The following is a 24737-nucleotide window of genomic DNA, read 5'->3' on the forward strand; positions in this document are numbered from 1 at the left end:
CCCGGTCGTGGTGCACCATGTCGTCAACACGCTCGGTTGGCGGGACCTGCGGCCCCTCCAGCGCGCCGCGATAGCGCCGGTGCAGGCCGGTCACGATGCTCTCCTGTTGGCCCCGACGGCGGGCGGCAAGACCGAGGCCGCACTGTTCCCGCTGCTGTCCCGGATGGCTAGGCAGCAGTGGACCGGCACGTCGGTGCTCTACCTCGCCCCGCTCAAGGCGCTGCTCAACAACCTGGAGCCCCGGCTTGAGCAGTACGCCGGTTGGCTCGGGCGGCGGGTGGCCCTCTGGCACGGAGATGTCGGCGCGTCCCGACGGCGGGCGGTGCTCTACGAACGGCCGGACATCCTGCTGACCACCCCCGAATCACTGGAAGCGATGCTGGTCAGCGCGAACGTCGACCACCGGCAGTTCTTCGCCAACCTTCAAGCGGTGATCGTCGACGAGGTGCACGCCTTCGCCGGCGATGACCGGGGTTGGCACCTGCTCGCCGTCTTGGAACGTTTGACCCGGGTGGCTGGCCGGCCACTGCAGCGGATCGGCCTCTCCGCCACCGTCGGGAACCCCGACCATTTGCGCACCTGGCTCCAGGGCTCCGGCGCGGGTAGCCGGCCGGCCGAGGTCGTCGCACCCGAGGTGGTCCACGTCGCCAATGGCGCACCAGCGGGCGAGATCGAGCTGGACTACGTCGGCTCGCTCGCCAATGCCGCAGCCGTGATCGCCGCCCTGCATCCGGGCGAGAAACGCCTGGTCTTCTGTGAATCCCGGCAGACGGTCGAGGAGCTCGGACAGTTGCTACGGGGACAGGGCGTCACCACCTTCCTGTCGCATGCGTCGCTGTCCGTGGATGAGCGGCGCCGGGCAGAACAGGCGTTTGGCGAGTCACGGGACTGCGTCATCGTTTCGACCAGCACGCTTGAGCTCGGTATCGATGTCGGCGACCTGGACCGGGTGATTCAGATTGACGCGCCGGCCACCGTGGCGTCCTTTCTGCAGCGGCTGGGACGCACCGGTCGCCGTCCTGGAAGCAGCCGGAACTGTCTGTTTCTCACGCTCGGCGGTCAGCCGCTCGTGGAGGCGGCCGCGCTGCTCCTGCTGTGGTCGCGGGGCTGGGTGGAGCCGGTCACCGCGCCCCCGGAGCCTCGGCACATCGTGGCTCAGCAACTGCTCGCGCTCTGCCTGCAGGAGCATCGGATTGGAGCGGAGACCTGGATCCAGGCGTGGAACGAGCTGCCGCCCTTCGAGAAGAACGCTCGACCGATCGTTCGACACCTCGTCGAGCACGGCTATCTGGAGCAGGACGAGGGCATGCTCTTCATCGGTCCCACCGCCGAGGAGCGGTTCGGCCGTCGCCACTTCATGGAGATGACTGCCGTATTCACCGGGCCGCCCGAGTTCACCGTTCTCCTGGGCCGTAATGAGCTGGGTCGGATCGACCCCAGCCTGCTTACCGAGGAAGTGCGGGGCGAACGCCGCCTGCTGTTGAGCGGCCGAAGTTGGCGCGTCACGTACATCGACTGGCGTCGTCGGCGGTGTTTCGTCGAGCCCGCTGACGGCGGCGGACGTGCTCGTTGGACGGGCACCGGCTGGGCGTACCGGGGTCACGAGATCGCGCGGGCGGTACGTGAGGTGTTGCTAGGAGCGGACCCGCCGGTGGCCCTCACCCGTCGCGCGCTGACTCGCCTGGCGCGGGAGCGCGAGGAGAAACTGCACCTGGTGCATCCCGGTGGCACTGTCATCGCCCGCGAGGGCGGCGGCGACCTGCGCTGGTGGACCTGGGCGGGTTTCCGCACGAATGCCACGTTGTCCGCCACCCTCGGCGAAGTCGTCGATCCGGTGGAGCGTTTCGACGGCAACAGCATCCGACTACGGGAAGATGTCACACCTGCGACCTGGCGGGCACTCACCGCGGACGCCGCCACCCGACTGTGCCTGCCGGAGGTCAACGACAAGGCCCTGGACGGTCTCAAGTTCGGCGCGGCCCTGCCGAAACGGTTGGCCGCGGCGACGCTCGCGGCGCGCCTGGCCGACCTGGACGGCGCTGCCGTGGTGCTGGACGAACCTGTGCGGTTCGTCGTCCTTTAGTAGTGAATGCGCTAGTTCCTTCGTGAGGATCGGCGATGGCCGCTCAGCGGCGGGGGGCCTCGCTGGCGATCGTCGCCTCGCGGGGCAGTGCCGCCGCGCGCAGCGCCCAGTCCAGGGCGTAGTCGGCGACCGCCTCCCAGCCGGGCGCCCCGACGGTGAAGTGCGAACGTCCGGGGAACTCCTCGTACGCGGTGAGCGCCCGGGACTTCTGGTAGAGCCCCGCGTTGGCACGGACCACCGACGCGGGCACCACGTGGTCCTCCCCGCCGGCCATCAACAGCAGCGGCGCGCGGTCGTCGCGTCCGTTGTCGACGCGGGCGGGTGAGCGCGGGTCGAGGTTGGCGAACGCCCCCTCGAAGAACACCCGACCGGCGCCGGGGACCGCATAGCGCTGCCAGGCCCGGTCGGACTCCTCACGGCTCATCGTGTTGCCGAACGTGTAGGCAAAGTCGTCCGGGGTGAACGGGACGGCCCTGTTCCGGTTGGCGGGGCTGCGCAGGATCGGGAAGCCGGAGCGCAGCTGGCTCAGCGGCACCTTGAGCACCCCCTTCACCGCCGCGGGGTGCACCCCGACGGCCGCCGCGCCCAGGCCCCGGTCGGCGAGGACCTGCGTGAACAGGCCACCGAACGAGTGCCCCATGATGATCGGCGGTTGGGGCAGCGCCCGGATGATCCCGTCGTAGTGCGCGACGATCGTGGCGATGCTCTGCTGGGCGATCGGGGTGGGGTCGTCGCGCAACTGCTCCACGGACCGGTCCATCCCGGGCCAGGCGGGGGCGATGACGTGCATGCCGCGCTCGGTGAACCGCTCGACCCACCCCTGCCAGCTGCGCGGGGTCATCCAGAGTCCGTGGATCAGCACGATCGTGTCGACCCGGCCCTGCGGCGTGGCACCCATCGCGTCCTCCCGGTGTCGCTGTCCGGCCCGGCGGTTACCCGCTGCCGCGCTGGCAATGCCTGCCGGTGGGCTCGGACCGGGCGGAGCGCAAGAGCCAGGGGCGGTGGCGGACCTGTCGGAAGGCGATATGACGCAGAGGTATATCTATGACTCTGAGTCATATCGCTCTGGGCCGTATCTCCTGCCATGGCCGTCACACTCCGTGTCCGGCCAGGCGTGCCACATCGACCCGCCGGCGGGCCGTCCCTGACAAATGTCACGGCCGGAACGTGACGGCCGCTCCGGGAGCCGACGTCCGCGACGCCGGAGCATCTATTGCATGACCAGTACGCATCCGGCCGTCGAGCTGAACGGCCTCACCAAGACCTTCGGTACGGTCACCGCGGTCGACGGGCTGAGCCTGCGGGTGCAGCCCGGCGAGGTGGTGGCGTTCCTCGGCCCCAACGGGGCGGGCAAGACCACCACCATCGACATGCTGCTCGGCCTGGCCCGCCCGGACGCGGGCACGGTCCGCGTCCTGGGCGGCACCGCCGACGACGCGGTGGCCCGGGGTCGGGTCGCCGCCGTACTCCAGACCGGCGGGCTGCTCAAGGACCTCACCGTGGGCGAGACCGTGCGGATGACCTCCCACTTCTACCGGCACACCCGCCCCGCCGCCGAGGTGCTGGAGCGCGCCGGCATCGCCGGCATCGCCGACCGGATCGTGGGCCGGTGCTCGGGCGGTCAGCAGCAGCGGCTGCGTTTCGCGCTGGCCCTGCTGCCGGACCCGGACCTGATGGTGCTCGACGAGCCGACCACGGGGATGGACGTCGAGGGCCGCCGGGACTTCTGGCAGGCCCTGCGCCGCGACGCCCGCGACGGCAGGACGGTCATCTTCGCCACCCACTACCTGGACGAGGCGGACGCGTACGCCGACCGGATCGTGCTGGTCCGGCAGGGACGGATCGTCGCCGACGGCACCACCGCGGAGATCAAGAACCTGGCCGCCGGCCGTACGGTGCGGGCCACCCTGCCCGGCGCGGACCAGGCGGCGCTCGCCGCGCTGCCCGGTGTGGACGCCGTGGAGGTACGCGGCGACAGCGTGCTGGTGCGTACCGGGGACTCGGACGCGATCGCCCGTCACCTGCTCACCCGGACCGCCGCCCGGGACGTGGAGATCACCTCCCGCAACCTCGAGGACGCCTTCCTCGCCCTGACCACCGAGCGCATCGGAGCCTGAGATGTCCAGCCTGCCGGCCACCCCCGCCGCCACCCGCACCGACCGACCCGACCGACCCACCCAGCCCGACCGCCGGCTGCCCGCAATGGGTGGCTTCGCCCCGGCCGTCCTCGGCATCGAACTGCGGCGGGTGCTGCGCAACCGCCGCACCCTCGCCTTCACGCTGATCATGCCGGCTGTCTTCTTCCTCATCTTCGGCCTGCCGCAGCGGGGGCAGACACTGGACAACGGCCGACCCGTGACGGCGTACGTCATGATCAGCCTCGCCGTGTACGCGGCGATGGTGGCGACCACCAGCGCGGGCGGCGCGGTGGCCACCGAGCGGGCGTTGGGCTGGAGCCGGCAGCTGCGGCTCACCCCGTTGCGCCCGACCGCCTACGTGGCGACGAAGGTGGCCACGGCGATGACCCTCGGCCTGATGGCTGTCGTCATCGAGTTCGTGGTGGGCGCCGCGGCCGGCGTCCGCCTCCCGCTGGACGTCTGGCTGCTGTCCGGGCTCGCCGCGTGGCTCGGCTCGCTGGTCTTCGCCGCGTTCGGTCTGTTCATCGGCTACCTGGTGCCGGCCGAGAACGTCATGCAGTTCATCGGGCCGATCCTGGCCGTGCTGGCCATGTTCGGCGGCCTGTTCGTGCCGGTCGAGGTGCTGCCGCACGTGCTCCAGCAGGCCGCGAAGTTCACTCCGGTGTACGGCATGGGTGAGCTGGCCCGCGCCCCGCTGACCGGCGACGGGGTGAGCATGGCCGGGGTGGCCAACATGGTCTTCTGGACCGTGGCCTTCGGCGTCGGCGCGGCCCGGCTGTTCCGCCGGGACACCGCTCGGGTCTGACCGCCGCGACCGCTAGCGTGGAGCCGATGGACCTCCCGACGGGGCAGCCCCAGCCGATGAACCGCCAGTGGCGGTACATCGGCTGGCTGCTGGCCGCTGTGTGGCTGTTCTTCCTCAACGTGCCGATCTCCACCGCGTTGCAGCAGCCGGAGCCGTGGCGGCGGGTCGTCGGGGTGACCGCCCTGGTCGTCTTCGGTCTGGGCTACGTGCTGCTGTTCCAGTGGGCCCGCCGGCTGCGCCAGCTGCTGCTGCCGATCCCGGCGGGGCGCGCGCGGCTGGGCCTGCTGGCGCTGCTCGCGGTGGGCCTGGTCAGCATCCCGGGCACCGGCGGCGACTGGCTGGCGACCCTGGTCTACGTGGCCGCGGCCGGGGTGTTCCTGCTGCCGCCGTGGGAGGCGTTGGTCACCGTGGCGCTCTGCGCCGTGACTCCCGCGTTGGCGTCCTGGCTGGTGCCGGGCTGGGAGGCGGAGCACGGCATCGTCTTCGCGGTGCTGCTCGCCTCGTTCGCCATGTTCGGCGTGTCCCGGTTGGCCCAGCGCAACAGCGAGTTGCAGGCCGCGCAGCAGGAGATCGGCCGGCTCGCGGTCGCCGAGGAGCGGGCCCGCGCCGCGCGCGACCTGCACGACATCCTCGGGCACTCGCTGACCGTGGTGGCGATCAAGGCCGAGCTGGCCGGGCGGCTGATCGAGGTCGACACCGTCCGGGCGGCCGCCGAGATCGCCGAGGTGGAGAGGCTGGCGCGGGCGGCGCTGGCCGACGTGCGGCAGACCGTCGGGGCGTACCGGGAGGTCACCCTCGCCGGAGAGCTGGCCGGCGCGCGGTCCGCCCTCGCCGCGGCGGGCATCGCGGCGGAGTTGCCGGCCGAGGTGCCGGAGCTGCCGAGGGAGTGGGACCGGCTGTTCGGGTGGACGGTACGCGAAGGGGTGACCAATGTGGTCCGGCACAGCGGCGCGCGGTGTTGCACGATCCGGGTGCGCCCGGACGGGGTCGAGGTGAGCGACGACGGCCGGGGGCCGTCCACGCCGGACGCCGGCGCCGCCGGGTACGGGCTGGTCGGTCTGCGGGAACGGGCCCGCCGGCTGGACGCCGTGGTGACCGTGGGCCGCGGCCGGGACGACGGCACCGGTTTCCTGCTGCGGGTGCACGCCCCGGTGGCGGCCCGGTGAGCGCGGCGGGTACGCCGATCCGGCTGCTGCTCGCCGACGACCAGGCGCTCGTCCGTGGTGCGTTGGCCGCGCTGCTGTCGCTGGAGCCGGACCTGACCGTCGTGGCCGAGGTGGGCCGGGGCGACGAGGTGGTGCCCGAGGCCCTCCGGCACACGCCCGACGTGGCCCTGCTGGACGTGGAGATGCCCGGCCTGGACGGGATCGCCGCCACCGCCGCGCTGCGGGCGGCGCTGCCGGCCTGCCGGGTGCTGGTGGTGACCACGTTCGGTCGGCCCGGCTACCTGCGTCGCGCCATGGAGGCCGGCGCGAACGGCTTCGTGGTCAAGGACACCCCGGCCCGGCAGCTCGCCGACGCGGTCCGCCGGGTGCACGCCGGCCTGCGGGTGGTGGACCCGACGCTGGCCGCGGAGACCCTGGCCACCGGGGCGAGCCCGCTGACCGAGCGGGAGACCGAGGTGCTGCGGGCGGCGCGCGCCGGTGGCGCGGTCGCCGAGCTGGCGAAGGCGCTGCACCTGTCCGAGGGGACGGTGCGCAACCACCTCTCCGCGGCGATCGGCAAGACCGGCGCCCGCAACCGGGCCGCGGCCGTGCGCATCGCCGAGCAGAACGGCTGGCTCCTCGGCGACTGAGCGGCCCCGCTCAGGCGGTCGGCGGCGGGGTGGCGAGCCGGTCGACCACCACCAGGCTGCTGCCGGGTCGGACCTCGGCGAGCAGTTCCCGCTGGCCGCTGCGGTTGACCCGGATGCAACCGTTGGTGGTGTTCTCGCCCAGTTCGTCGTCGTTGTACCAGGTGTGCAGGCCGATGTGCGCGCCGCGCAGCCCGGTGGGCACCGCCTCCGGGTCGTCGGGCACCGAGCCGAGGGCGTAGATGTCCACCCCGCCGTAGACCTCCCCGGGCGGTGGGGTGCGGCCCAGGACGAAGGTCCGCCCGAGCGGCGTCTCCTGCCCGGACTGGCCGAGACTCGTCTCCCAGGAGCGCACCGCCTTGCCGGACCGGTACCAGGTGAGCCGGTGCGCCTTGCGCTCGACCACGATCTGGTCGCGCAGCGCCACGGTGTCGAACCCGCCGGGTGGCAGCCAGGCGAGACGCCGGTTGGCCGAGGGCAGCAGGACGGCCGTCCAGCCGACCCGACGCTCGGCGATCGGCACGGTCAGCTCGACACCGGCGAGCGTCGGTTCGAGGAAGGCCCGCGGCCGTCCGCCGGGCGCGTCGTACGCGGCGATCCGCCGGGTCGGGTGCACGCCCTCGGTCAGGGGCGTGACGTCCATCGTGGCCGGGTCGGCGGGGAAACCCTTGGGCGCGGGGTCGTAGTCGAGCACCGGCAGACCGGCCGGGGCGGGCGCGGCCGGCGGGACCGACTCCTCCGGGCTCTGCTCGACGCTGCTCGGCGTCGGGTCGGCTGCCGCCACGTTCTGCCTGTCGGGGGCCGTCGAGCGTGGGGTGAGAGCCTGGCCGACCAGCAGCGCGGCGGCCAGCAGCACGGGTACGGCGATGCCGGCGGCGATCCAGCCGGCACGGCGGCGGTACGGGGACATTCGGTCAAACGACACCAAACCACTCTATGGCGGTGGACGGTCCGGGGCCCCCGGTTCGGCGATACGCGCCGGCCGGAGGCCCCGGGGTCGGTCAGACCCGCGCGCCGATGTGGATGGCCACCGCGTCGTGCGCCGGCACGTTCGCGGCGAACCAGCCGTTACCGTCCACGGTGATCACCGGTCCGCTGCACGTGCCGCCCGCGTACGTGCCGTGGATGACGTCGCAGTACCGGCCGGCGGGCAGCCCGGTGTAGTACGAGCGACCGTTGACGGCGGAGTCCTCGTCGTTGAGCGTGACGAAGCCCTTGCCGCTGCGGCTGAACGCGATGTGGTTGTTGCCGTTGTCGTACCAGTTGGCCACGCCCGCGCCCTCGGTGGCGTTGCGGAAGCCGACCATGTTGGCGATCACCGGCCAGCGGTGCTCGCACTCCCAGCCGGAGTAGCAGGCCGTGTTCAGCGTCTTGTTGTTGCCGTCCGAGGGCGGGCCGGCGTCGCGGTTGCTGAAGGTGTAGCTGGACATGACGGTCGGCGAGCCGTACGGCCAGGCCAGCATGAAGGCGTTCGCGAGGGCGTAGATCCCCCGGTCGCGGTAGGTCAGCACCCCGCTGTTGTCCCGCTGGGTGTCGTGGTTGTCCACGAACACCGCGGCCGACCCGGTGGGCAGGTGACCCCAGCCCTCGCCGAAGTTGCTCAGGTACGCCAGCTTCTCCGAGCGGAAGACCCGGGCCAGGTCCTTGCCGTAGCGGAACTCGTGCACGTCACCGTTGCCGGTGTACTCGGTCGGCTGGACCGGCTCGCCGGCACCGTAGATGACCTCCTGCACGATGTACACCGAGCGGGACAGCTTGCTCTTGATCGCGGCGATGTCGGCGGCCGGCATGTGCTTGCTGGCGTCCATCCGGAACCCGTCGACGCCGAGGGAGAGCAGGTCGTTGAGGTACGACGCGATCTTCGTCCGGACGTAGTCCGACTCGGTCTTCAGGTCCGACAGGTTGACCAGCTCGCAGTTCTGCACCTCGTACCTGTCGTTGTAGTTGGCGATGTCGTCGCCGCCGTTGCGCCCGCAGTGGTGGAAGTCCTGGGTCTGGTAGATGCCCGGATAGTCGTAGTGCGAGTACGACGAGCCGGCCCAGCCGGTGCCGCCGTTGTCCTGGCCGGACATGTGGTTGATCACCGCGTCGACGAGCACCTTGACGCCGGCCGCGTGGCAGGTGTTCACCATCGACTGGAACTGGGCCCGGGTGCCCTTGCGGGACTCGATCCGGTAGCTGACCGGCTGGTACGCCAGCCACCACTGGTTGCCCCGCACGTGCTCCTGCGGGGGCGAGACCTGGACGTAGCCGTAGCCCTTCGGGCCGAGCGTGCTCTGGCACTCGCTGGCCACCGACGGCCAGTTCCACTCGAAGAGCTGGACGATGACCTTCTTGGCGCCGGACGGGCTGGCGGCGGCCGGGGGCGCCGCCGCGGTGAGGGGGACGAGCAGGCTGGCGACCAGGCCGAGGGCGAGGATCGCCGAGCCGCGTCGACGTCGGTGCATCGGGACTCCTGACGGGAGCGGGGGTGGGGGTGGTGGTGCGGCGGGGGATCGCATCGGCTGCTCGAATCTTGCAACCCATGCTGAAATTTGCCGAAAGGTTACAAGCGTGTTGCAACGACTGTCAATGTATGGATGTCGATCACTGTCCACGGTGGCCGTTACACGCGTCCCGGCGTCGGTCGGTTCGATCCGGCCCAGAAATTTCCGTCCCCGGGTGATCCGCTCGCCCCGCCGGTCCGTACTGGATGGGGGAGCAGGGGTCGGCCGGTGGTGCGCCGCCGCGAGACGATCGAGGAGCAGATGGCCCGGGCAAAGCAGAACCAGAAGGCCACCGAGGTCCGGACCAGCACCAGCAGTCGGGGGGTGCGGACCAGGTCGCGCTCGGCGACGACGTTGCTGATCGCGTCCGTGCTGGCCGCGTTCTGGGCGGCTACCATGCTGACCGGCGCCGGTCAGATGGCGTACGCGTACGGCTTCTTCTTCACCGAGTTCTTCGCCGGGGTGATCGCCCTGGTGTCGTTGAGTCTCACCGTGATGCTGGGTCTGGTCGCCACCGACCGGCTGGTGCTGAACATCTCGCACCGGGTGCTGATGCAGTCGGCGCACCGCGCCACCGGCGTCCTGGGCGTGGCCGGACTGGCCTTCCACATCCTCACCAAGATCGCTACCGGCCGCGCTGCGGTGACCGACTCGCTGATTCCGTTCATCGGCGGCCGAGGGCTGTACGTCGGCCTCGGCACGGTGGCCTCCCTGCTGATGATCAGTGTCATCTGGACCGGCATCATCCGGGCCCGCTTCGCCGGCGTCGGTCCGAAGTGGCTCTGGCGAGCCATGCACTCCGCTGCCTACCTCGCCTGGCCCTTCGCGATCGTGCACGGCCTCAACGCCGGTCGGGCCGCCGCGTCCTGGGTGGTGCTCAGCTACCTCGCCTGCGTCCTCTTGGTCGTGCTGGCGCTGCTGGTTCGGCTCTCGGTCACCATCGGCCGGCGCAGCCGGGAGCAGCACCAGGCCGCCGTGCGCAACGCGGTGCTGGCCGGGCGGGCCACCGAGGAGGGCCGCGGGCGGTCGCTGCTGGCCGGCCTCAGCCGTCGCCGCGACACCAGCGAGGACAAGCGCCCCGCCTGGGCGGAGGCGACCACCGCCACCTGGACGGCGCCGCCCGGCCCACGGCGGCGCGACCCCGAGCGGTTCACCGTTCCGGTGGTGCCCGAGCCCGGCTCGCTCGCCGAGCCGGCCCGGCCCAGTCGACGGCGGCGGGACGAGGCGCCGGCGGCTCGGCAGGACGCCGACCGGCCGACGCGTGGACGGCGCGACGAGGCGGAGACCACGACCCGCCGGTCGAGCCGGCGCAGCGTCGAGGAGACCGGCACCCGTCTTCGCGACGAGGAGGAGTTGGAGCCGGTGACCGGGCGGCGCGCGCCGCGTACCCGTGACCGGGACGAGGAGACCGCCCCGACCCGGCGCCGTCGCGCCGAGGAGCCGGCCGCCGAGCAGAGCAGCCGCCGGTCCCGCTCCGAGGACGAGGGCACCCGTTACTCGGCGCCGCCCCGACGGGCCGTCGAGGAGCCGGAGGAGCCGTGGGACAGCCCGCGCCGCTGGCAGGCCGCCGAGCCGATCTCCGCGGGCCCGGTCTCCGCCGAGCCGATCTCGGCCGGCCCGATCTCGGCCGGCCCGATCTCGGCCGGCCCGATCTCGGCGGCGCCGCGCAGCGGCAGCGGCCGGCACAGCGCCGAGGACGATCTGCCGGAGGAGCCGGACTACTGGCGCCCGCCGGCGCGGTACGTGCCCGAGGAGGTGCCGCCGCCCGTCGACGACACCCCGACCCTTGTCGACCTGGCGTCGCGGCGAGCCCGGCGGGCCGCCGGCGAGGGCCGGTCCGCCAAGCGCCGCAAGGCCAGCGCGGACGCCGTGGACGGGGCGTACTGGGCCGGGCTGCGGGGTGAGGCGAAGTGATGCGCACGACCGTGCCACCGGTGGCCTGCGTCGGTGAGCCTCGGCTGACCGCCGGCTTCGCCGAGTTCGGCCGGCTCGACCTGGCCGCGCACGAGGAGGTGCACGGGCCGATCGGCCCGATGGAGCCGGCGCAGTTGCTCCGGCTCGTCGAGGGCATGCAGCTCAAGGGCAAGGGCGGGGCGGGCTTCCCGTTCGCCCGCAAGCTGCGCGCGGTGCTGGAATCCTGCGAGCGGCAGGACCTCGCCGCGGTGGTGGTCGTCAACGCCAGCGAGGGGGAGCCGGCCAGCTGGAAGGACAAGGTGCTGCTCACCCGCGCCCCGCACCTGATCCTCGACGGCGCGGCGCTGGCCGCGTACGCGCTCGACGCCGAGGAGATCGTTCTCGGCGTGGCCGACGACGGTGTCGGCCGGGACTCGCTGATGGAGGCTCTCGCGGAGCGCCGGATGCCGGTGCGGACCACCATCGTCACCGTGCCGCATCGGTTCATCTCCGGCGAGGGCGGCGCGCTGGTCAACGGCATCAACGGGCTGCCGCACATCCCGCCGGGCACCAAGAAGCGCTCCAGCGACTCCGGCGTCGGCGGCCTGCCCACCCTGCTGTCCAACGCCGAGACGTACGCCCAGCTCGCCGTCGGCGCGCGACTCGGCCCGTACGAGTACGCGGCGCTCGGCACCGACGACGAGCCGGGCACCGTGCTGCTCACCGTGACCGGCGCGGCGGCCCGGCCGGCGGTGGTGGAGTGCACGGCCGGCATGCCGCTGCGCGACGTTCTCGACCTGTGCGAGGTCCCGGACGTCCAGGGCATCCTGATGGGCGGCTACCACGGCAAGTGGATCACCCCGGAGGCGGCGGAGAAGGCCGAGGTCTCCCGCAAGGGCCTGGCCGCGGTCGGTGGCACCCTCGGCGCCGGCATCATCATCCCGATCGGCGTCGACACCTGCCCGCTCGGCGAGGCCGCCCAGGTGGTGCGCTACCTGGCCGGCGAGTCCGCCGGCCAGTGCGGCCCTTGCAAGATGGGCCTGCCGGACCTGGCCCGCGCGGTCGACCTGGCCGTGGCCGGCAGCCAACCGGCCGACGTGGTGCGGGCCGCCGCCGGCGACGTCAAGGGCCGCGGCGCGTGCAGCCACCCGGACGGCACGGCCCGGTTCGCCCTCTCCGCGATCGAGGTCTTCGCCGAGGACCTGCGGCTGCACAGCACCGGCGACGGCTGCGGCCGGCGGGTCAAGGGCGTCATGGGGCTGCCCGGCGCGCCCGACCCCAACCCGCAGATGCTCACCCTGGACTGGTCCCGCTGCGACGGGCACGGCCTCTGCGCGCACGTGGTGCCGGACTTCATCCGGCTGGACGGCAACGGCTATCCGGCGTTCCCGACCACTCCCGTGCCGACCTGGCTGCGCGAGGGCGCCCTGAAGGCCGTCAAGGTCTGCCCGGAACTCGCCCTGCGCCTCGCCAAGGCCGAGTAGCGAAAGGCACTGACCACCACACCTGTCGAACGGAGCTGCGGATGCGCAAGCCGATCGGGCGGACAGCGGCGGCGTACCCGCCCCGCGCCGCCATCGTGGGGGCGCTCGTCGCCACCCTGCTCGCCACGGCGTCCTGCACCGGCACGGTGCCGCCCGACGCTGCCGCCGCCGGGACCGCGCCGGCCCCGGCCAGCTCCCCGGCCACCCCGGCTGCCTCCGCGACCGGCTCGCCGTCGGCCGCGCCGGCCCCGGTCCCGGTCCAGGTCCCGGACGTCCTGCGCTTCAGCGGGACCACCCTCACCGGCAGCGCGTTCGACGCGACGCGACTGGCCGGCCGGCCGGTGGTGCTCTGGTTCTGGGCGCCGTGGTGCGCCACCTGCGCCAGCCAGGCGTGGACGGTTGCCGAGATCGCGCCGAAGTACCGGGACACCGTGCCGATCGTCGGCGTCGCCGGGCTCGGCGAGCAGCGGGACATGAAGAACTTCGTCAGCGAGTTCGACCTCGGCGACACGCCGCAGATCGACGACCGCAAGGGCGTGCTCTGGAAGCGGTTCAAGGTGACCGAGCAGAGCATCTTTGTGATCATCGACCGGGACGGCAAGGTCGTCCACCAGGGTTTCCTGGACGGTGAGGCGCTCAGCGCCCGGGTCGCCGCCCTGGCCGGGGCGTGACCGCCCCGCTGCTGCTCGCGCTGACCGCCGGCATGCTCGGCGCGGTCAACCCGTGCGGCTTCGCGTTGCTGCCCGCGTACCTCTCGCTGTTGGTCGCCGGAGCGTCGGACGCCCGCGGCGCGGTCGGCCGCGCGCTCACCGCGGCGGCCGGGCTCACCCTGGGGTACGTGGTGGTCTTCGGCGCCTTCGGCCTGGCGCTCGCGCCGCTTGCCGGCTGGCTGCGTCCCCGGCTGCCGTGGCTGACCGTGGCGCTCGGACTGCTACTGGTGGTGGCCGGCTGCTGGCTGCTCGCCGGTCGACGGCTGCCCGCACCCGGGTGGACCGCGCGGGCGCCCCGGCTGACCAGGTCCTGGCCGTCGATGGCGCTGTTCGGCGCGGTGTACGCGCTGGCGTCGCTCGGCTGCGCCATCGCACCGTTTCTCGCCATCGTGGTGACCAGCCTCCAGGCCGGCTCGACCGGCCGCGGGCTGGCCCTGTTCGGCGCGTACGCCCTCGGGATGGGTCTGGTGGTCGCGGTCGCCGCGCTCGGTGTGGCGCTGCTGCGCGACGGGCTGGTGGCCCGGCTGCGCGTCGCCGGCGCGCTGGTGCCCCGGCTCAGTGGCCTGGTGCTGCTGCTCGCGGGCGGGTACGTCGCCTGGTACGGCTGGTACGAGCTGCGGCTGGCCGCCGGCCGCCGCGACGCCCTGCGCGACCCGGTCATCCGAGCGGCAACACAGTTCCAGCAAACCCTGTCGAACACCGTCGACACGCTAGGCCCGACACCACTCCTGGCCGCCCTGGCAGCACTCCTCCTGGCAGCCCTCCTGCTCAGGCGCCGCCGCCCTCCCAGCGTCGATCATGAAGTTGTTGCCGAGACACGCCGAGGCGGCGGGCAATAACTTCATGATCGACAGCGGGAGGCGGGGTTTAGCGCGGGGACAGGCGGTCTGTGCCCAGGCGGTCCTGGAGGACCTCGGGGACCAGGACTGAGCCGTCGGCCTGCTGGTACTGCTCCAGGATGGCCGGGAAGAGCCGGCTGGTGGCCAGCGCGGAGCCGTTGAGGGTGTGCACGAAGCGGGTCTGCTTGGCACCCGGCTCGCGGTAGCGGATGGCCGCCCGGCGGGCCTGGTAGTCGCCGGCCCAGGAGACCGACGACACCTCCTTGTACTTGCCGGTGCTCGGCATCCACACCTCGATGTCGAGGGTCTTCTTCATCGAGGCGCTCGCGTCACCCGCCGAGAGCAGCGTCCGCTGGTAGTGCAGACCCAGCCCTTCGACCAGGCTCTCGGCGTGGGCGAGCATCTCCTCCAGTGCCGCGTCCGCCTGCTCGGGCAGGGTGAACTGGAAGATCTCCACCTTGTTGAACTGGTGCCCGCGCACCGTGCCGCGCTCGTCCGAATGCGACCCGGCCGACTCCCGCCGGTAGCAGGGCGTGTACGCGAACGCCTTCAGCGGCAGCTTCGTGGTCTCCAGGATCTCGTCCTGGTACGCGCCCAGGATCGCCGTCTCCGACGTGGGCAGCAGGAACTGCCCGCGCGGCGCGGAGTCGGCGTCCAGGTGGTAGACGTCGTCGTAGAACTTGGGGAACTGACCGGCGGCGAAACCGGCCGAGTCGAGCAGCAGGTGCGGCGGGAGCAGGAACTCGTATCCGGCCCTGATGTGCTGGTCGACGAAGTAGTTGAGCAGCGCCCACTCCAGCCGCGCGCCGACCCCCGTGTAGATCCAGAAGCCGGAGCCGCCGAGCTTGACGCCGCGCTCGTAGTCGACCAGACCCAGCGCGCGGGACAGCTCCACGTGGTCGCGGACCTTCTCGATCACCGGCGGCTCGCCGAAGGTCTTGACGACCCGGTTCGCCTCCTTGCCGCCGGGCAGGACGTCGTCGCTGGGCAGGTTCGGCAGCTCGCTCATCGCGTCGCGCAGCCGGGCCTGCACCTCGTCCAACTGGGACTCCAGCTCGGCGAGCTGCTTGCGCTCGGACTCCGGCGCGGTGACCTGCGGCTCGGTGCCGGCGCGCTTCGCCTGCGCGTACGCACGGGCCTCCGCCTTGCGGCGCTGCCGCTCGGCGTCGATCTCCGTGATCAGGGCGCGCCGTTCCTGGTCGAGCCGCTGGATCTCGTCCAGGGCCCGATCGACCTCGGCGGGATCCAGACGCTTCGCCAGCGCGGTCGCCACCGCCTCGCGATCCTTCCGGATCAACTCCATGTCGAGCATGCTGCTCCGTACGCCTCCGTCCGGGGTTCACTGGTGAACCACCAGATGCTACCGTCGCGCACCTTCGCACCCGGGTACGGGGAGCGCGACGGGTTTTTACAGCCGGATCGGCATCAGCACGGAGAAGGTGTCCTCGTCGTTCGGGCGGCGCACGGCCAGCGGGGCGATCGGCCCGTCCAGCTCCAGCACCAGCTGCGGGCCGCCGGCCGCGTCCAGCGCGTCGAGCAGGTACTCGCCGTTGACCCCGAACCGCAGCCCGCTCACCGGATCGGGCGTCGGGTCGGCCGCGGCCAGCTCGGTGGGGTGCAGCAGGCGCAGGCCGCCGGAGTCGTCGAGGCCGAGGACGGAGACCGCCAGCGGCGTGCCGGCGTACTCGCGGGCCAGCGTGGGAGCGGCCGGGTCGCGCAGTGCCGCGCGCAGCGCCACCACGTCCACCGGGATGCGGTACGCGGCCGGCCGCTCGCCGACCGCCTCGCGCAGCAGCCGACGGTAGTCCGGGAAGTCGTACGGCAGGGCGGTGCCCGTGAGCGTCCGACCGGCCACCGTCACCCGCAGGTCGACGCCGGCCACGGTCAGCCGCACCTCCCGGGCGTCGGCGGTGTCGAGCAGCCGGCGCAGCCGGTCGACGAGGTCCACCGGCACGAGCACCCGCGCGGGCGGTCCGTCGACGGCCGCCGCCGCCCGGGCCAGCGCGAGCCGGTGCCGGTCGGTGGCGACCAGGCGCACACCGTCCGGCTCCACGTCGAGCAGCACCCCGGACAGCGCCGGCAGCTCCGGGTTGGCCCCGACGGCGAAGCGCACCGCGTCGAGGGCGGCGGCCAGCTCGGCGGGGGAGAGCAGCAGCGTGGTCACCGTCGTGGGCGCCGGGTCGACCAGGGCCCGGAGCCGGACGATCTCGCGGCGGGCGTCGGCCAGCCCGTCGGCCAGCCGGCGCAGGTGCGCGTCGAGCAGCCGGTGCACCTCGGCCGGCTCGGCGCGGACGGCGGCGGCGATCTCGGGCACCGGCATGCCGACCCGGCGCAGCCCCGCGACCAGCCGGGCCGGGCCGATCTGCTCGTCGGTGTACCAGCGGTAACCCGTCACCGGGTCGACCAGGGCCGGCGTCAGCACGCCCGCCGAGTCGTAGAAGCGCAGCGCGCTGACGGTCAGGCCGCTGGCCCGGGCCAACTCGCCGATGCTGTGCAGGTCGCTCACCACGTCGGGCATCCTGCCCCCTCGACCTGGTCGAGGGTCAAGCCGCCGGCTCCGCGTCCCGCTGCGCCGTCGGCGTGGCATCGTCCCGCTTGAGCACCCGGAAGGTGAGCCCGGCCCGGACCAGCCGGTCCAGCAGCGCGTCACCCATCGCCGCGACCGGGGTGAGCTGGCCGGCGGTCGGCGGCAGGTCGTCGAACGCCAGGCACAGCGCCGACTCGGCGAGCATCTTCGCCGTCTCGTCGTAGCCCGGGTCGCCCCCCGCGACCTCGGTGACCACGCGCTTCCCGCCGCCGGTGCCGACGAACCGGACCCGGAACCAGGACGCCGCCCGCTGCTGCGGGGTCGGGCCCTGCCCGGAGGCGAGCCGCCCGAGCAGCCAACGTCGGGTGGGCGGCACCTTCACCAGGCCGACCAGCGCGCCGAGCCCCACCGCGCTGACCAGCACGGTCGGCAGCCGCTTCACGGCGGCGAAGTGCCGGTAGCGAAAGTCCGGGCCGTACTCCGGGCGGCTGGCAGCCGTTCGGCGGATCACCTGCGGGTCGATGGTAGGCAGCGGCACGGTCCAGATGCCCAGCTCCGCCGAGCGGGCCAGCCGGCCGGGCACCGCCCGGACGCGGCGGTCGGTGGGGCGCGGCTCGACCGCCCGGCGGGCCCGGGCGGCCCGGCTGGCCTCCCCGGTCCGGGCGAACGCGGTGAGCGCGGAATGGTACGTCCCGGCGGAGAACCGGCCACCGGCGCGTACGTAGCCGTCCACGGTGATCGGGACGCCGGCGGGCAGCTGCTTGACGGTGAACCAGACGCCCAGATCGTGGGGGATGGAGTCGAACCCGCAGGCGTGCACCAGCCGGGCGCCGCTGGCGGTCGCCTCGGCGTGGTGGCGGACGTACATCAGGTCGACGAACTCCGACTCCCCGGTGATGTCCAGGTAGTCGGTGCCGGCTCGGGCGCAGGCCGCGACCAGTGGCTGCCCGTGGTGGACGTACGGGCCGACGGTGCTGGCGACCACCCGGGCGCTCTCCGCCACGGCGCGCAGCGACCCGGCGTCGGTCACGTCGGCGGTGAGCAGCGGCAGGTCGGCCAGCGTGGGGTCGATCGCGGCGAGCCGGCCGCGCACGGCGGCGAGGCGATCGGGGTTGCGCCCGGCCAGCGCCCACCGCAACCCGGGCGGCGCGTGCCGGGCCAGGTATTCGGCCGTCAGCCCCCCGGTGAAGCCGGTCGCCCCGAACAGCACCACGTCGTACGCCCGCTCCCCAGCCATCCCCCGAGTCTGCCACCCGCCATCGCCCAGCGCCGATCGGAGGGCGCGGTCACGGTGTGAACACGGCCCGGACGCAGCCGTCGGCGCGGTCGGCGAACAGCGCGTACCCGCGGAGGCCGTCCTCTAGCGGCAGCCGGTGGGTGGCCAGGTGCTCGGTACGCAGCTCGTCGCGGGCCATCCGGTGCAGCAGCATCGGCACGTCGCGCAGGTCCGGCCGGCGTGCCCCCCGCACCGTGAGCCGCTTGTCGGTCACCGCGCCCAGCGCGAACGCGTCCACGTGCCCCTGGGCCCCGCCGAGCACCACCACCACGCCGTCCTTGCGGCAGGCGTGCACCGCCTCGCGCACCGCGTCCGGGCGGTCGACGTCCCGGCCGGCCAACCGATCGACGACCGACCGCGTCGGGGGTACGCCCACCGCGACCACGCACACGTCCGGGCCGCGTCCACCGCTGCGCTCCCGCAGCTCCGCCGCGACGTCGGTACGGCGGTAGTCCAGCGGCTCCGCCCCGGCGTGCCGCTCGGCCATCCGCAGCCGCTCCTCGTGCCGGTCGACGACGAGCACCCGGGCGGCGCCGCGCAGCGTCGCGGCGCGAGCGGTCAACTGACCCACCGCCCCGGCGCCCCACACCGCCACCACATCGCCGGGTCGCACCTCGCCCAGCTCGGCCGCCAGCCAGCCGGTCGGCGCCGCGTCGGCGGCGAACAGCGCCCGGTCGTCGCCGACCGCGTCCGGCACCCGGAACGCGCCCACGTCGGCGTACGGCACCCGGACGTACTCGGCGTGGCCGCCCGCGAAGCCACCCGCCGCCCGGGGCCGGCCGAAGCAGCCGGCGTCCGAACGCCCCCGGTCCGGATCGACGCTCGCCACGTCGGCGCCGCCGTTGTCGCAGCAGGAGTGCCGGCCCCGGCGGCAGTACCAGCAGCCGCCGCACGCGACACTCGCGCCGACCACCACCCGGTCGCCGATCCGGTGTCGCCGGACCGCCGGGCCGGCCTCGACCACCTCGCCCAGGAACTCCGTCCCCAGCACGTCACCGGCACGCAGCAGCGGGTCCCGACCGGCCAGCAGCGGCAGGTCGGCGCCGCTGGTGGCGCTGCGGCGGACGCGGACGATGACGTCCCGCTCGTTGCGCAGCTCCGGGTCGGGCACCTCGCGTACCGCCAGCTCGTCGGCGGCCACCCAGCACAGCGCCCTCACCCGCGGGCCGTCCGGCGGTCCAGCGCCGAGCGGTCCGCGCGCAGCACCTCGCCGGCCTCCACGCGCTGCTTGACCTGGCGCAGTGTCCGGCGGACCAGCAGCTGCGGGTCGTCGCCGACCAGATGCGCGGCCAGGCCGGGCGCCGCGGCGGCGCCGGCCACCGGGCGGGCGGCCAACTCGGTGCCCCGGTCACCCGGCGCCGGCCGCACCCGCACCTCGACCGTGCCGTCCAGGTCGCGCAACGGCTCCGGCCACCGGCCGCCGGGAAGGACCTGGTCCGCGGGTCGGTCGACGGTCACGACCTCCCACCCGGCCGCCGTGGTCCGGTGGCGGTCCGCGCCGGGCCGGCCGCGCCGCCGGGGTACGCGCAGCAGCCGCGCCGCCCCGGCCCGCGCACCCGTGCCGAGGGCGGATCTCGCCCGCGCCAGCCGTCTGATCGGTCCCATCCGTCCTCCCGGTCCACGTCTCCCGATCGTCGGTCGCGCCGGGGTGAAGCGGGCTCGCCCGGAAGGGGTGAACAGGTTCGGGCCGGGTAACCGCTCGCCGACCGGGGGTGGAACGCGTCGTGGGGGTGGGGCCGGGTGCCGGAACAGCAGGATCACGCGCGAGTCGGCACGGCACCGCGACGCCGGGGGGAGCAGCCGGCGCTGCTGGCGTCGCGGCTGACCCCGACCGTGCCGCCCGAGCCGGTGGTGGCCCGGCCCCGCCTGCTGCGCCGGCTCGACGAGGGCAGCGCCGGGCCGGTCACCCTGGTGGCCGCGCCCGCCGGCTGGGGCAAGACCACCCTGCTCGCCTCCTGGGTCCGGCTGACCGAGCCCGGGTCGATGTCCGGGCCGGCGTGGGTCTCGGTGGAGGCCGGCGACGACGGCGACCGGCTCTGGGCGTACCTGGCGGCGGCGCTGCGCACGGCCACCGGGGCGGCGGACGACGACCTGGTGACGCCGCTGCCCACCGGCCCGCCGCGCCCGGACCAGCTGGAACTGCTGGCGGCCGGGCTCGCCGCCGCGGAGCAGCCCGTGCTGCTGGTCCTGGACGACCTGCACCGGATCACCGACCCGGCGGCGCTGACCGGGCTGGAGTTCCTGCTGCGGCACTCCGAGCAGCGGCTGCGCCTGGTGGTCGGTGCGCGGGCCGGGCTGCCGCTGGCCCTGCACCGGCTGCGCCTCGCCGGCGAGCTCACCGAGATCGGCCCGGACGAGTTGGCTTTCACCGACGACGAGGTGGCCGACCTGCTGACCGCGCACGCCGCACCACTGCCGGCGGCCGCGGTGCGTCGGCTGCGCGAGCGCACCGGGGGATGGCCGGCCGCGCTGCGGATCGCCGCGTTGGCGTTGCGCGGGCAGCCCGACCCCGAGCGCTGGGTGGGGCAGTTCGGCGGCGACCAACCGGAGGTCGCCGGCTATCTGCACGAGGAGGTGCTGGCCGCCATCGACCCGGCCGACCGGGACCTGCTGCGCCGTACGGCCCTCGCCGAGACCGTCTGCGCCGATCTGGCCGAGGCGTTGACCGGCCGCGTGGACGCCGAGCAGGCGCTGGCCGACCTGGCCGGGGCCGGCGGCCTGCTGCACCGGGAGGAGACCCGCCCGCCCTGGTACCGCTGCGACCCGCTGCTCGCCGACCTGCTCCGCGCCGAGCTGGCCCGGATGCCCGCTGACGAGGTGCGGGAGCTGCACGCGCGAGCGGCCGACTGGTACGCCGGCGCCGGCCGCCCGGCCGACGGGCTGCGGCACGCCCTCGCCGGCGGCCGGTGGGGCCTGGCCGGCGACCTGTTCGTCGCGCACTGGCCGGAGCTGACCCGCTACGACCGCGACCCGGTCAGTGGGCCGCCGCCGTCCCCGCCGCCGGAGGTGGTGCACGCCGACCCGGAGGTGGCTCTGGCCTGTGCCGCCGAGCGCGCCTACGCCGGTGATCTGCCCGCCGCCGCCGGCCATCTGCGCACGGCCGCCGGGCACGCCGGCGCGCTGCCCGTGCCGCGGCGGGACCGGTTCCTGCGGTTGACCACCGCGCTGGAGCTGACCCTGGCCCGGCTCGCCGGTGACCTGCCGCAGGCGCGTGCCGCCGCCGCCCGGCTGCTGCGCACCCGCCCGACCGACGGCCCACCCGCCGGGGTGCCGGATCGCCGCGCAGCCGGGTCGCCGGATGACCAGGCGGCTCGGGTGCCCGAGCCCACGTCGACCCGCCCGTCGGACGCCGACGACGCCGACCTGCGGGCCTTCACGGGCACCGCGCTGGGTCTCGTCGAGCTGTCGGCCGGCGCGCTGCCCGACGCGCGGTTCGTCCGTGCCCGGGCGGCGGCCCGGGAGGCGGGTCGGCCGCGCACCGAGCTGGTCGCCGCCAGCCGTTCCGCGCTCCTGCTCGCCGTCCGCGGTGACCTGCGCGCGGCCGAGGCGGCGGCCCGCGACGCGCTGGGCATGTCGCCCTGCCGGGGCTGGTCCTCCCGGCTCGACTGCGGCTACGCGTACCTGGCGTTGGCAGTGGTGGCCCTGCACCGCGACCAACCCGAGGAGGCTGCCGCGAACCTCGCGCTCGCCGCCCCGGCAACCGGCGCGGCCTTCGCGGTCGGCCCGGCCGGTGCGGTTGGCGCGGTGGGCTCGGTTGGCGCGGTGGGCTCGGCGGGTCCGGGCGGTGGGGTCGGCCTCGCGGAGGCGGGTCCCGCCGACGGGTCGGGGTCGAGCGCGGAGCCGGTGGCGGCGGCGGTCCTCGCGTGGTGTCGTGCGGGGCTGGACCGGGACGCCGGCGACCCGGCGGCCGCCCAGCGGCTGCTCGCCCGCGCCCGGGAGGCTCTGCCCGACGAGCCGGCCGCTGCCGAACTGTCGGGCCTGCTCCGGGCGGGCGAAATCGAGACCCGGGCCGAGCGGGGTGACCTGGACAGCGCCCGCGACCTGCTGGCCGGTGTGACCGGCGACGCGGCCACCCCGGCGCTCGACGTGGCCCTGGCCCGGGTGGAGCTGCGGGCCGGCGACCTCGGCGCCGCCGGGCGGGCGCTGCCGGACTGGCAGGCGCCGCCGGCCGCCGCCTGGCCCCTTCCGGTACGCCTGGACGCCGGCCTGCTGGAGGCGGTGCTCGCCGAGCGGGCCGGGGACGTACGCCGGGCCGGGCGCGTCCTGGAGCAGGTGCTGGACCTGGCCGGCCCGCAGGGCTGCCGCCGGGCGTTCACCCGGGCCCAACCGTCGGTGCGGGACCTGCTGGCCGCCCACCTGGATGCGGGCACCGCGCACTTCTCGCTGGTCAGCGATCTGGTCCGGGGCGTCGAGGAGAGCGCGCCCCGGCCGGCGGTCGAGCCGGGTGGCCTGCTCGACGAGCCGCTGACCGAGCGGGAGCTGACCATCCTGCGTTACCTGCAGAGCATCCTGTCCAACGTGGAGATCGCCGCCGAGCTGTCGTTGTCGATCAACACGGTGAAGACCCACGTGCGCAACATCTACCGCAAGCTCGGCGCGACCCGCCGGCGCGAGGCGGTCCGGCGGGCGCGCGAGCTGCGGCTGATCTGAGCGGCCGGGCAGCCGCCCCGGTCAGTCGTTCGCCGCCGCGTCCACGGCGGCCAGCAGGTCGGGCAGGTCGTACCCGCCGTCGTGCCGGACGTCGTTGACGAAGAGCGTCGGCGTGCCGTTGACCCCGCTGCGGATCCCGCCGACGAAGTCCCGGCGTACCCGGTCGGCGAACTTTCCGCGCTCCACCTCGCCGTTCAGCTCGTCCGGCGGCAGCCCGAGCTGCTCGACGCCGAGCGAGAGGTGCACGGGGTCCAGCTGGTCCTGGTGCTCGTACAGCCAGTCGTGCATCTCCCAGAACTTGCCCCGCGCCGCGGCGGCCTCCGCCGTCTCCGCGGCCCGTTCGGCGTACGGGTGGACGTTGGCGATCGGGAAGTACCGGTAGACCAGCCGTACCGTGTCGGCGCGCTGGCGCAGCAACTCGTGCAGGTTGGCGTACGCGGCACCGCAGAACCGGCACTGGAAGTCGCCGTACTCGATCACGGTCACCGGGGCGTTGGACGGCCCGCGGGCGTGGTCCTCGATGGTCACCGGCTCCCGGAGCCGGGCGGTGACCTGAAGTGGGGTGGTCATCGGGCCATCACCTTCCGATCGCGGGCGAGGTTGTCCAGCGCGTCGAAGATCCCGTCCGCGCCCGGGTTGACGTCGGGGGCCGACAGGTAGCTCCACGCCACCGTCCCGGCCTGGTCGAGCACCACCAGCGCGCGGGCCGCCTCGCCCTGCGGGGTGTACGCGCCGTACTGGCGGGCCACCTCGCCCTTGGGCTCGAAGTCGGACAGCAGCGGGAAGGTGATGCCCCGGCTCTCGGCGAACGCCCGGTGCGACCAGATGCTGTCCACCGAGATGCCGAGCACCATCGCCTGGTACTGGTCGAACACCGGTGCCGCCGCCTGGTAGAGCGACATCTGGTCCCCACAGACCGGGCTCCAGTCGGCGGGGTAGAAGACGAGCACGACCGGGCGACCCCGGAACTGCTCGGGGCCGACCTGGCGCCCGTCCGGAGTGCTCGCCAGGGTGAAGCCGGGCGCGGGGCGCCCGGGTTGGATCAGCCCGTTCGGATCACTCATGCGCCGAGCCTGCCTCCGGGGCGGGTGAGGCCGGCTCACCCGCCCCGGGTGGTTGCGCGCTCAGCGCAGGACCGGTGCGACCGCGATGTGGTTCTGGACCTCCCGGATGCCCGGTGCGGACCAGGCCACCTGCTCCACCTCGGCGCGTTCGGGCATGGAGTTCACCAGTCCGGCGAGCACCGCCGTGTCGCCGTGCACCCGGACAGTGATCCGTTCGGCCTCGGTGGCGCCGGCCCGGGCCAGCGCGTCCACGATCCGGTCGGCCACGTTCGCGCTGTCCGGCGGCGCGCTCGGCCGCACGGTGACGCCGTTGCTGACGCCCCGCACGCCGGTCAGCCGGGAGACCGCCCGTTCGGCGGCCCGGCGCTGGTACTCCCACTCGACCTCGCCGTGCAGCGTCACCCAGCCGGCCGAGACGGTGACCTGGAGCTTCTCGATGGGCACGAACGCGTCCCACTCCAGAGCGTGGCCCGCCGCGGCGGCCACGTCCGGGTCGGCGCGCTCGTGGCTGCCGGGCAGCTGCACGGTCAGATCGTTGGCGACCGCGCGGACTCCGACGACCCGGTGCGCGGCCCGTTCTGCGGCCCACTTCTTCGCGTAGCTGTCCACCCGCCCGGTCAACGTGACGACGCCCTCGGCGACGGTCACGCCGATCTCGTGCGGCTGCACCCGGGGTTCCCAGGTCAACTCGTCGAGTACGGCGGACTGGATGTCCTGGTCGGTGCGCGTGATCGTCGCGATGGCCATCGGCCCTCCCTCGCTGCGTGCGCTGGCTGGCGGACCGGTTGACGCGAGTGGCCGGCTGGCCCGCCGGCTCCGATGGTGTCGGCCACCGGGGTGAGCGGACCTCACCCGATCCGGACGACGGACCCACCGGACCTGCCCGCGCCGCGCGTCGACCGGTCCCGCCGTCGATGGTGGGAGCGCTTCCATGGCGGCGTCGAATCGGTTAGGGTGAGTGCGTTCCTCGATCGCGGGAGCCTCGCGTCG

The 24737-nt window shown here is 74.1% G+C and carries 21 protein-coding genes; 10 read left to right on the forward strand and 11 right to left on the reverse strand.

Translation table 11 applies throughout. From position 1 onward, the window contains the following. Positions 1-10 precede the first annotated feature (10 nt). Complete coding sequence (locus ABZU53_RS05975; RefSeq protein ID WP_355064342.1) at positions 11-2083, forward strand: DEAD/DEAH box helicase; 2073 nt, start codon at positions 11-13, stop codon at positions 2081-2083. Positions 2084-2126: 43 nt separating this feature from the next. On the opposite strand, the gene ABZU53_RS05980 is transcribed toward ABZU53_RS05975, so the two are convergent. Beyond that, positions 2127-2981 (reverse strand): alpha/beta fold hydrolase, encoded by an 855-nt coding sequence (locus ABZU53_RS05980; RefSeq protein ID WP_355064166.1) that lies wholly within the window; start codon positions 2979-2981, stop codon positions 2127-2129. 319 nt (positions 2982-3300) lie between these two features. On the opposite strand from ABZU53_RS05980, the gene ABZU53_RS05985 reads away from it, so the two are divergent. Genes ABZU53_RS05985 through ABZU53_RS06000 form a run of 4 tightly spaced genes read left to right on the forward strand, consistent with a single transcriptional unit; the run spans position 3301 to position 6821 of the window. Further along, the gene (locus ABZU53_RS05985; protein WP_355064168.1) at positions 3301-4200 is read left to right on the forward strand and encodes an ABC transporter ATP-binding protein; all 900 of its coding nucleotides are present in this window, start codon (positions 3301-3303) and stop codon (positions 4198-4200) included. 1 nt (position 4201) lies between these two features. Next, positions 4202-5026 carry an ABC transporter permease gene (locus ABZU53_RS05990; protein WP_355064170.1) on the forward strand — a complete coding sequence of 275 codons (825 nt, stop codon included), beginning with the start codon at positions 4202-4204 and terminating at the stop codon, positions 5024-5026. Positions 5027-5052: 26 nt separating this feature from the next. After that, on the forward strand, positions 5053-6192 hold the full coding sequence (locus tag ABZU53_RS05995; protein ID WP_355064172.1) for a histidine kinase: 1140 nt from the start codon (positions 5053-5055) through the stop codon (positions 6190-6192). Continuing rightward, positions 6189-6821, forward strand: coding sequence for a response regulator transcription factor (locus ABZU53_RS06000; protein ID WP_354856249.1), 633 nt, complete (start codon positions 6189-6191; stop codon positions 6819-6821). The genes ABZU53_RS05995 and ABZU53_RS06000 overlap by 4 nt, the downstream gene beginning before the upstream one ends. Positions 6822-6831: 10 nt before the next feature. Here the strand turns inward: ABZU53_RS06000 and ABZU53_RS06005 are convergent, their stop codons facing one another. Further along, complete coding sequence (locus tag ABZU53_RS06005; protein WP_355064174.1) at positions 6832-7743, reverse strand: L,D-transpeptidase; 912 nt, start codon at positions 7741-7743, stop codon at positions 6832-6834. A gap of 76 nt (positions 7744-7819) precedes the next feature. Next, positions 7820-9265, reverse strand: a complete 1446-nt coding sequence (locus ABZU53_RS06010; RefSeq protein ID WP_355064176.1) for an alpha-amylase family protein — start codon at positions 9263-9265, stop codon at positions 7820-7822. Between the two features lie 267 nt (positions 9266-9532). On the opposite strand from ABZU53_RS06010, the gene ABZU53_RS06015 reads away from it, so the two are divergent. The 4 genes from ABZU53_RS06015 to ABZU53_RS06030 are packed head-to-tail and all read left to right on the forward strand — an operon-like array spanning position 9533 to position 14230. Next, positions 9533-11218 carry a hypothetical protein gene (locus tag ABZU53_RS06015; protein WP_355064178.1) on the forward strand — a complete coding sequence of 562 codons (1686 nt, stop codon included), beginning with the start codon at positions 9533-9535 and terminating at the stop codon, positions 11216-11218. Continuing rightward, positions 11218-12681 (forward strand): NADH-ubiquinone oxidoreductase-F iron-sulfur binding region domain-containing protein, encoded by a 1464-nt coding sequence (locus tag ABZU53_RS06020; RefSeq protein WP_354856244.1) that lies wholly within the window; start codon positions 11218-11220, stop codon positions 12679-12681. The genes ABZU53_RS06015 and ABZU53_RS06020 overlap by 1 nt, the downstream gene beginning before the upstream one ends. Positions 12682-12722: 41 nt before the next feature. Next, the gene (locus ABZU53_RS06025) at positions 12723-13352 is read left to right on the forward strand and encodes a thioredoxin-like domain-containing protein (RefSeq protein WP_355064180.1); all 630 of its coding nucleotides are present in this window, start codon (positions 12723-12725) and stop codon (positions 13350-13352) included. Further along, positions 13349-14230, forward strand: coding sequence for a cytochrome c biogenesis CcdA family protein (locus ABZU53_RS06030; RefSeq protein ID WP_355064182.1), 882 nt, complete (start codon positions 13349-13351; stop codon positions 14228-14230). Before ABZU53_RS06025 ends, ABZU53_RS06030 begins: the two co-directional genes overlap by 4 nt. Before the next feature lie 28 nt (positions 14231-14258). On the opposite strand, the gene serS is transcribed toward ABZU53_RS06030, so the two are convergent. The 5 genes from serS to ABZU53_RS06055 form a co-directional block, all read right to left on the reverse strand. Then, positions 14259-15542: a serine--tRNA ligase gene (gene serS / locus ABZU53_RS06035; protein WP_355064184.1), complete on the reverse strand. Its 1284-nt coding sequence runs from the start codon at positions 15540-15542 to the stop codon at positions 14259-14261. Positions 15543-15638: 96 nt separating this feature from the next. Beyond that, entirely contained in the window at positions 15639-16748 is a 1110-nt protein-coding gene (locus ABZU53_RS06040) for a MerR family transcriptional regulator (protein ID WP_355064186.1), read from the reverse strand. Between the two features lie 25 nt (positions 16749-16773). Beyond that, complete coding sequence (locus ABZU53_RS06045) at positions 16774-17994, reverse strand: saccharopine dehydrogenase NADP-binding domain-containing protein (RefSeq protein ID WP_354856239.1); 1221 nt, start codon at positions 17992-17994, stop codon at positions 16774-16776. Positions 17995-18043: 49 nt separating this feature from the next. Further along, entirely contained in the window at positions 18044-19192 is a 1149-nt protein-coding gene (locus ABZU53_RS06050; RefSeq protein ID WP_355064187.1) for an alcohol dehydrogenase catalytic domain-containing protein, read from the reverse strand. Then, on the reverse strand, positions 19189-19638 hold the full coding sequence (locus ABZU53_RS06055) for a hypothetical protein (RefSeq protein WP_355064189.1): 450 nt from the start codon (positions 19636-19638) through the stop codon (positions 19189-19191). The genes ABZU53_RS06050 and ABZU53_RS06055 overlap by 4 nt, the downstream gene beginning before the upstream one ends. Before the next feature lie 201 nt (positions 19639-19839). On the opposite strand from ABZU53_RS06055, the gene ABZU53_RS06060 reads away from it, so the two are divergent. Then, positions 19840-22683 carry a LuxR C-terminal-related transcriptional regulator gene (locus ABZU53_RS06060; protein WP_355064344.1) on the forward strand — a complete coding sequence of 948 codons (2844 nt, stop codon included), beginning with the start codon at positions 19840-19842 and terminating at the stop codon, positions 22681-22683. A 21-nt stretch (positions 22684-22704) separates the two neighbouring features. On the opposite strand, the gene ABZU53_RS06065 is transcribed toward ABZU53_RS06060, so the two are convergent. From ABZU53_RS06065 to ABZU53_RS06075, 3 genes are read right to left on the reverse strand one after another with little or no spacing between them, the layout of a single operon-like run. Further along, on the reverse strand, positions 22705-23253 hold the full coding sequence (locus ABZU53_RS06065; RefSeq protein WP_355064191.1) for a thioredoxin domain-containing protein: 549 nt from the start codon (positions 23251-23253) through the stop codon (positions 22705-22707). Continuing rightward, entirely contained in the window at positions 23250-23747 is a 498-nt protein-coding gene (locus ABZU53_RS06070; protein WP_355064193.1) for a redoxin domain-containing protein, read from the reverse strand. Before ABZU53_RS06070 ends, ABZU53_RS06065 begins: the two co-directional genes overlap by 4 nt. 60 nt (positions 23748-23807) lie before the next feature. Further along, complete coding sequence (locus ABZU53_RS06075; protein ID WP_355064195.1) at positions 23808-24494, reverse strand: BON domain-containing protein; 687 nt, start codon at positions 24492-24494, stop codon at positions 23808-23810. Between the last annotated feature and the right edge of the window lie 243 nt (positions 24495-24737).

It is taken from the genome of Micromonospora sp. NPDC005194, from assembly GCF_040608335.1.
Classification (GTDB): Bacteria; Actinomycetota; Actinomycetes; order Mycobacteriales; family Micromonosporaceae; genus Micromonospora.

Bases quoted from the DNA above. Each gene is read 5' to 3' on its own strand.
- ABZU53_RS05980 (WP_355064166.1), bottom strand. From the start codon at position 2,981: ATGGGTGCCACGCCGCAGGGCCGGGTCGACACGATCGTGCTGATCCAC.
- ABZU53_RS05990 (WP_355064170.1), top strand. From the start codon at position 4,202: ATGTCCAGCCTGCCGGCCACCCCCGCCGCCACCCGCACCGACCGACCC.
- ABZU53_RS06055 (WP_355064189.1), bottom strand. From the start codon at position 19,638: ATGGGACCGATCAGACGGCTGGCGCGGGCGAGATCCGCCCTCGGCACG.
- ABZU53_RS06040 (WP_355064186.1), bottom strand. From the start codon at position 16,748: ATGCCCGACGTGGTGAGCGACCTGCACAGCATCGGCGAGTTGGCCCGG.
- ABZU53_RS06045 (WP_354856239.1), bottom strand. From the start codon at position 17,994: ATGGCTGGGGAGCGGGCGTACGACGTGGTGCTGTTCGGGGCGACCGGC.
- ABZU53_RS05985 (WP_355064168.1), top strand. From the start codon at position 3,301: ATGACCAGTACGCATCCGGCCGTCGAGCTGAACGGCCTCACCAAGACC.
- ABZU53_RS06020 (WP_354856244.1), top strand. From the start codon at position 11,218: ATGCGCACGACCGTGCCACCGGTGGCCTGCGTCGGTGAGCCTCGGCTG.
- ABZU53_RS06065 (WP_355064191.1), bottom strand. From the start codon at position 23,253: ATGACCACCCCACTTCAGGTCACCGCCCGGCTCCGGGAGCCGGTGACC.
- ABZU53_RS05995 (WP_355064172.1), top strand. From the start codon at position 5,053: ATGGACCTCCCGACGGGGCAGCCCCAGCCGATGAACCGCCAGTGGCGG.
- ABZU53_RS06010 (WP_355064176.1), bottom strand. From the start codon at position 9,265: ATGCACCGACGTCGACGCGGCTCGGCGATCCTCGCCCTCGGCCTGGTC.
- ABZU53_RS06070 (WP_355064193.1), bottom strand. From the start codon at position 23,747: ATGAGTGATCCGAACGGGCTGATCCAACCCGGGCGCCCCGCGCCCGGC.
- ABZU53_RS06075 (WP_355064195.1), bottom strand. From the start codon at position 24,494: ATGGCCATCGCGACGATCACGCGCACCGACCAGGACATCCAGTCCGCC.
- ABZU53_RS06025 (WP_355064180.1), top strand. From the start codon at position 12,723: ATGCGCAAGCCGATCGGGCGGACAGCGGCGGCGTACCCGCCCCGCGCC.
- serS (WP_355064184.1), bottom strand. From the start codon at position 15,542: ATGCTCGACATGGAGTTGATCCGGAAGGATCGCGAGGCGGTGGCGACC.